Annotated in this window: 7 protein-coding genes and 1 pseudogene; 5 read left to right on the top strand and 3 right to left on the bottom strand. The window is 44.7% G+C overall.

Translation table 11 applies throughout. The features are described 5' to 3' along the window. From B4K20_RS15700 to B4K20_RS15685, 4 genes are all read left to right on the top strand, one after another. A partial coding sequence (locus B4K20_RS15700) for a sigma 54-interacting transcriptional regulator (RefSeq protein ID WP_289283636.1) occupies positions 1-858 on the top strand: 858 nt, incomplete at its 5' end. A gap of 70 nt (positions 859-928) precedes the next feature. Then, positions 929-1,780 carry a thymidylate synthase gene (locus B4K20_RS15695; protein WP_289283635.1) on the top strand — a complete coding sequence of 284 codons (852 nt, stop codon included), beginning with the start codon at positions 929-931 and terminating at the stop codon, positions 1,778-1,780. A gap of 31 nt (positions 1,781-1,811) precedes the next feature. Then, a complete protein-coding gene (locus B4K20_RS15690; protein WP_289283634.1) occupies positions 1,812-2,237 on the top strand; it encodes a hemerythrin domain-containing protein in 426 nt (141 codons plus the stop codon). A gap of 14 nt (positions 2,238-2,251) precedes the next feature. Continuing rightward, positions 2,252-3,001, top strand: a complete 750-nt coding sequence (locus B4K20_RS15685) for a cytochrome b/b6 domain-containing protein (protein WP_289283633.1) — start codon at positions 2,252-2,254, stop codon at positions 2,999-3,001. On the opposite strand, the gene B4K20_RS15680 is transcribed toward B4K20_RS15685, so the two are convergent. The 3 genes from B4K20_RS15680 to radC all read right to left on the bottom strand — a co-directional run bounded on the left by B4K20_RS15680 (position 2,998) and on the right by radC (position 6,932). Next, positions 2,998-4,131: a PepSY-associated TM helix domain-containing protein gene (locus B4K20_RS15680; protein WP_289283632.1), complete on the bottom strand. Its 1,134-nt coding sequence runs from the start codon at positions 4,129-4,131 to the stop codon at positions 2,998-3,000. The genes B4K20_RS15685 and B4K20_RS15680 overlap by 4 nt on opposite strands. Positions 4,132-4,137: 6 nt before the next feature. Further along, complete coding sequence (locus B4K20_RS15675; protein WP_289283631.1) at positions 4,138-6,156, bottom strand: TonB-dependent receptor; 2,019 nt, start codon at positions 6,154-6,156, stop codon at positions 4,138-4,140. A gap of 101 nt (positions 6,157-6,257) precedes the next feature. Beyond that, positions 6,258-6,932 (bottom strand): RadC family protein, encoded by a 675-nt coding sequence (gene radC / locus B4K20_RS15670; protein WP_286303485.1) that lies wholly within the window; start codon positions 6,930-6,932, stop codon positions 6,258-6,260. A gap of 125 nt (positions 6,933-7,057) precedes the next feature. Here radC and B4K20_RS15665 point away from each other — a divergent pair. Beyond that, positions 7,058-7,227 (top strand): annotated as a pseudogene (locus tag B4K20_RS15665) (tRNA (N6-isopentenyl adenosine(37)-C2)-methylthiotransferase MiaB); the annotation flags it as partial.

Below are 7,227 nucleotides of genomic sequence, written 5' to 3'. Positions count from 1 at the left end.
AGTGATGCCAGTGTGTTAATCAGTGGTGAAACAGGCACCGGTAAAGAGTTAATCGCCTTGAGTCTGCATGAGCAAAGTCGTCGTAAAGATAATGCGCTTGTGACCATCAATTGTGCTGCGCTACCTACAGAAGATATTGAGCTGGATTTGTTTGGTCGCAGTAATGAACAAGGTGAAGTCACGTTTCGTGGTCGTTTGCTGGCAGCAGAGGGCGGTACCGTTTTTCTTGATGAAGTAGATGCATTGCCACTATCAGTTCAGGCAAAAGTCTTACGTTTTCTGGAAGCCGGTGAGTGTCAGTTACAGGGAAGCCATCGTTTGCACGTCGCTGACGTGCGTATACTCGCCGCGACCAGTGCCGATTTGCCAGCTGAAGTGAAGGCGGGCAGGTTCCGGGCTGACTTGTTTTATCGTTTACAGGTGGTACCGATTGAATTACCTGCCTTACGTGAGCGTTCGGAAGATATTCCTCTGCTGATGAAGCATTACCTGAAAGCTTATGCGGGTAATAATGCTGTGGTGCGTTTATCGAAAGAAGCCGAACAAAGTTTTTTACATTATCACTGGCCTGGTAATATCAGAGAGCTACAAAACCTGTGTCAGCGTCTTGCCTTATTGCATGCTGGCGAGCTATTACAGCCGGGTGATTTACCCAGAGAGATGCGCCCTGAAGTGACTATACAACAGCATCAGTTTCAATTACCGCCCAGCGGCATTGATCTCGCCAAAGTGGAACTGGATTTAATTGAACAAGCGCTTGAGATGGCGGCTGGAAATCGTTCTAAAGCGGCCCGTTTACTAGGAATAAGTCGCGATACCCTGTTATATCGGATGCAAAAATATAACCTGTCGCCTTAATGAGGTTGTTTGTCGGAACAAGCAATGCCAAAATCATCAGCAATTTGCAGTGAGAATTGGAGCCTTCTGAGTGAGACAGTATCTGGATTTATGCCAACGTATTATTGACGAAGGCGAGTGGGTGGAAAATGAGCGGACAGGTAAGCGTTGTCTGACCATCATTAATGCTGACCTGGAATATGATGTCGCTAATAACCAATTTCCACTCATCACTACCCGAAAAAGTTACTGGAAAGCGGCTATTGCAGAAATGCTGGGATACCTGCGCGGCTATGATAATGCAGCAGACTTCCGTGCCATTGGATGTCGTACATGGGATGCTAATGCCAACGATAATAAAGACTGGCTAAATAATCCTCACCGCAAAGGTGAAGATGATATGGGGCGGGTTTATGGCGTTCAGGGCCGTCGCTGGCAAAAGCCTGATGGCTCGACCTTAGATCAGTTACAAAAGATCGCGGATGATCTGAAACGCGGTATTGATGATCGAGGTGAAATCCTGACCTTTTATAATCCGGGTGAGTTTGATATGGGGTGTCTCAGACCGTGCATGCATACCCATACCTTTTCTGTTTTAGGTGATACGCTGTATTTAACCTCTTACCAGCGTTCTTGTGATGTGCCGCTAGGGTTAAATTTTAATCAGGTGCAAGTGTTCTTTTTACTCAAAATTATGGCGCAGATTTCTGGTCTCAAGCCGGGCAAGGCTTATCATAAGATTGTGAATGCTCACATCTATGAAGATCAGCTGGAGTTAATGCGTGATGTGCAATTAAAACGTGAGCCTTACCCTTCGCCCAGCTTACACATTAACCCTGAGATTCGATCATTAAAGGATCTGGAAACGTGGGTGACCTTGGATGATTTTGAGGTAAAAGACTACCGCTATCATGAGGCTATTAAATATCCGTTTTCAGTTTAAAATAGCTGTGAAATAGGCTTAGGAGATGGGCATGAACAGACCATTGTTGCTCGTATGGCAAGATGAGTTCAGTCAGCAGGTGCCTATTATTGATGAGCAGCATCGTGCCATTCTAGCCACTATCAATTCATTACATTATTTTCTACAGCAAGAGCTGGAGTTTGAGTCCTTATTACCCACTGTTAAGCTTTTGATAAGTTATATCCTGTTTCATTATAAAACAGAAGAGGGCATATTAAATTCAACGGAATATCCAGAACTCAAAAACTATCAACAAGCTATGGATAATCTGATCACTGAATTTAAGGTTGAGTGTCATCACGCTAAACAGCAAAAGCAGCCAGAGCAAGTCCTTATTTTTCTAAAAAATTGGTGGAAAAACCATCTCGAAGAGCATAAAACGATCACACCCTATCTCCATGACTGGAGCGGTGAATATTGTCGTGTCGATAAATAAGAAGAGAGAGAGAAATGAAAAAACAAATGGCTAGAACATTAACGGAATACCCGGTATGGGATCGCATGGTCCGTTGGTTTCATTGGATAAATGTATTGTCGGTGATTGCATTGATTGCAATCGGGGTCGCTATCTTGAACAGTAAAGCCCTTGGTGTAAGCACAGATGGCAAAATTCTGTTAAAGACGTGGCATGTCTATATTGGTTATGTGTTTGTAATTAATTTAGCTGTGCGTTTGTTTTGGACGTTTATCGGGAACCGGTTTAGTCGTTGGGCAGCCATTTTGCCAGTAGGGAAAAAGTATAAACAACAGCGGCAAATATACCTGGAGAGCATCAACGAGGGTAAGCCGGTGGGGTTTGCAGGACATAATCCTCTGGCACGATTGATGGTGACCTTATTATTTATCTTATTAACGACCCAGGCGGTAACCGGTTTGGTACTGGGTGGCACTGATGTCTATATGCCGCCATTTGGAGAGAGTTTTAAGGCCTGGGTAGCAGAGAGTCCACAGACTGAAACTTTGGTCGAGCCCTATTCAAAAGATGGTGTTAATGAGGCCGCTTATCAACAAATGCGAGAATTCCGTTCACCCTTCAAAGAAATACATGAAATCGTATTCTGGTTACTGAGCCTGGCCATCATCTTACATATTCTGGGCGTCGTATATAGCGAGCTTCGGGAACGTAATGGTCTGGTTTCTGCGATGTTCACGGGCAAAAAAGTCTTTAAAGACACGCCAGTAGATTGGGACGAGGATTAGATATGACGAGAAGCGGTGCGTTGTTTGGCGCGCCGCTTTTGCTGCCAGCGTAATAAGCCAGTAACAAATAATATTAACGGCACAAAGCCACTGATAAAGACAATAATCCGCCCAGTCAGTCCAAAGACTTCACCGTTATGTAAAGGGTGTAACCAATTCAGGATTTTATCTCCGGCTTTATCAGCCAACCCATCACGGCTGGCGACAATCTGACCATTGTATGCATTCACCCAAACCTGAGTTCTCGGGAAGCGACGACTGGGTTCGCCTTGTTGATAGAAAACGACGCGCCAACTATTTTTTTGACTACCCGGCGACTCTACCCAGCGTAACTCAGCGTCGGGGAAAACTGTAAACGCTGACTTTACAGCGGCATCTGCTGAGATAACAGGCTTGTTCGCTTTTTCGTGAAGTGAACGAGTCAGATCGGGGCTTGAGGCTAATGGTGAAAAGGTGCGAATAATGTCATGTGTTTGTGTGGGTAGCGCCAACGCCGCTCCCGTTAAGCTCAGCATTAACAGCACAATAAAACCATAACTGCCTGACAAAATATGGAGATCAAACACTTTTTTGGCATAGCTGGAGCGCAGACGCCAAGCCAACACCTGGCGTAATTTTAGCCAGCCTGGCCACCATAGGACCATGCCAGAAATGAGTGATATCAGACTAATCAGGCCGATGATGCCAATAAAGGTTTTGCCGTTTTTATCTAGTAACAGGGTGTAATGCAGATTGTAGATCCAGGTCATCGCAAACTCGCCCCAGAATCGTTCACTGGTGATGTCTCGTGTGACAGGATCAAGGGTGACCATTAAAGGCGCAAACATCGAGTCGCGAGTTTCAACTGGTGTGTAATAACGCGCCATGATGGGCCAGCCTGGATGCAATGGTTGTTCAATACGCCAGGAATCCGTTCGTGTTGGAAATTGTTGATGTAACCGATCAAAGACAGCTTGTTGCTGACGGACAGGGGCTGTCGACACCGCTTCGATATCTGGGTTTAACCAGATATCGAATTGCAGATAAAACACCAAAATACTGCCTGTTAGACCTAATAAGACCAGTAATAAACCGATACTCAGTCCAAGATAGGTGTGAATGTCCAGCCACAGCTGTCGAGCTTTTCTCATGCGTAATTAAAAGTCATATTGAATAGAACCATATATTGAACGGCCATCACCGGGCGAATGCATTGATTCTGAGTTCATCCAAACATACTCATAATAGCGGTCAAAAATATTTTTAAGTTCGAGATCGAGCCTGACTTTTTCTGTCAGTGCATAGCTAGCTGATGCATTAACCAAAACGTATTGACCATACTTATTAGTATTGTTTTCCTGATTTAAATAAGCATCATCCTGCGCACTGACCCAAGAAGATAATTTAAGCTTTGGTGTGGCTTGATAGTCTGCGCCGGCATCAATCAAATAGTGTGGTACATGATCAATCTCATTGCCTTTATTAAGTGGTTTATCTGCACCCGCTTTAAGGATTTCAGAATCCTGGAATGAGGCAGCGAACCAGAGGCCCAGCTTATCAGTGGCTTGTGCATTAAATTGAAAATCTATGCCTCGACGTTGCGTTTTACCAATATTCTCACTGTCATTGTTCGCGTCACCTAACTTGGTTTTAAACTCACCATCAGCGACTTGCTGCCAGACTGCAACGCGTCCATTCAGCCAGTCTGTAGGAGTGAATTTAAGTCCGACTTCCCAACCTTCGTTAATCGATGCATCGAGATCGTTTGATAATGTGTTTTGTTTATAGCTGGCGGCACCAGAAGCGACCTGAAAGGTTTTGCCCCAGTTGGTGTATACAGCATATTGATCATTAAAAGAATAAACGGCGCTCAGCTTAGGTTGATTGATATTACCGTAATCGTTGATATCGCGATGTGTGCCGTTGTCATTTAAGCTGCCACGCACCGTATCAACACGGAAAGCAGGGACAATTTTCAGTTTTTCAGTGGGTTTATAAATGGCCTGGATAAAGCCGCCATAAATATCAAAATCGAAATTCTGGTTACGTGTCTCTGATGTTCGGCTTCGGTCCAGGTCGACGATATAACGACGACTTTCATTATTTTGCCATTCAGCACTCAGGCCGCCCATCAGGCTGAACTCATGCGCCCAGCTCACATCCGGTCGCCAGGTTAAAGTCGTTAAAGCGCCTTTATGTTCTTCTTCGGTTAATCGTTCGTTATGGTTGCCGCCTGCTGCAAAGGTGACATAACGATCTTCATCTAACTCATTTAGATAGGCCTTGCTGGTCCAGAAAAGATTATCAGCGATATCAATATCCAGATGAGCGCTGAATTGAGTCATCATGCGATCACCACCATCTGCCTTGTTATGTGGTCGAGATTGTTCAGGATCATCATGTGCTTCAGCCCGTGTCAGGTAACCCGCTTCTTCACCTTCAGCTTTACCATGTCGCACAATCAAGCCAACTTGGGCACGCCCACTATTGGCTGTGTAAAACCATTTTCCGGAAAAAGTACTTTTTTCAATATCACTATGATGGCGGTAGCGGTTTGAGTTGAGATAACTGATTGCGTAATTTTGCGAGAAGCCATTGTTTTCTATACCACTGACAAACTGTACATTTCGTGTCGCATAGCTGCCATAAGTGACGCGGGCTTTGTTATAGTTACCGCCTTGATGCGTAAAGATGCCAGCATTACCAGCAATATTATGCAAACCGTAGCGTGGGTCATTCGTGCCTCGTACGACTTCGATACTTTCGATTTCCAGAGGTGTCAGCAATTCCAGAGAAGGCATATTGCCGGAGTTCTGATTACTGGGAATACCATCGATGAGGAGTTTTACTGCATTAACTTCACCTTCACCATTAAAGCCACGAAAGGAAATTTTGCCAGACTCATTACCCATACCGAACTGCGTTAACATCACACCTGGCATTTGGTCAAAAAGCTGCCATGTGTAATTGACATTTTGATCTTCAATACGGTCTTGGTTCAGCACATCAACAGATGTCGACAGATTGCGCGAGGTCAATGGCCCCGTGCTATCTGATGATACAACCAGACTGCCCAAGCTCAGACTGGCATCATCAATTAACCTGTTTTCAGCAGCATAGACATTAATGGTTTGACTCAGTAATAAGCCTAGACCGGCTACTTTTATAGACTTCATGATAACTCTCTCATCCGGTTTAACGTAAACCTATCAATGATAGAGAGCCTGAGTTTATTCTAATTAGGTCATTTCATTTGTTAATGAGGCAATTGACATAGTTAGACATGGCCAAGCTGTGCAAGTGAGGTTACATCAGCATCGCCGACGATGATGTGGTCCAGTACTCGGATATCCACAAGGTCAAGTGCAGACTGGATGCGTTTCGTTATGTGAATATCAGCCTGACTGGGCTCAGCAATACCTGAGGGATGATTATGAGCAAGAATAACCGCTGCAGCATTATGTTGGAGTGCTGACTTGACGACTTCACGTGGATACACACTGGCCCCATCAATCGTGCCACGAAATAATTCGTCAAACTGTAGAAAACGATGCTGATTATCCAGATAGAGGCAGGCAAAAACCTCATGCGGGTAGGCACGTAAACGCTGTTTTATATAACGCATGGTAGTGTCTGCATCGGTAAATGCATCGCCATGTTTCAGGCTGGATTCTAAATGACGACGGCCCATCTCCAGAACGGCTTGTAATTGCACATATTTTGCCTGGCCAAGTCCATGGCCCTGACAAAACTCTTGCTGATCCGCTTCCAGTAAGCGCCGCAACGATCCAAATTCATGGATGAGTTTGCGGGCTAAGTCGACAGCGGAAAATCCTTTTACACCCGTGCGCAGAAAAATCGCCAGTAGCTCTGCATCAGACAATGCCTTAGCACCTGATAATAAAAGCTTTTCTCGAGGGCGATCATCGGCAGGCCAATCCTTGATTGCCATGATTCACTTCCTTGTTGTTGTTGCTTCCCACACTATATTTGCAGTTATTAGTAAAAACAATCACTTGTATGTACTAATCAGCTAAAAAATAGTATCCTGTGCGCCCTTTGACTTTAGCAGAAACTATGGCTGGCAAACTTTATATCAGAACATTCGGCTGTCAGATGAATGAGTACGATTCATCAAAAATGGCAGAAGTCCTGGCGGCATCTCATCAATTAGAACCTACAGATATTCCTGAAGAAGCGGACGTATTGTTGCTCAATACCTGTTCGATTCGTGAAAAAGCCCAGGA

This window comes from Methylophaga sp. UBA5088 (assembly GCF_002414625.1).
GTDB lineage: Bacteria > Pseudomonadota > Gammaproteobacteria > Nitrosococcales > Methylophagaceae > Methylophaga > Methylophaga marina.
This window is presented reverse-complemented; position numbering and strand designations above follow the sequence as displayed.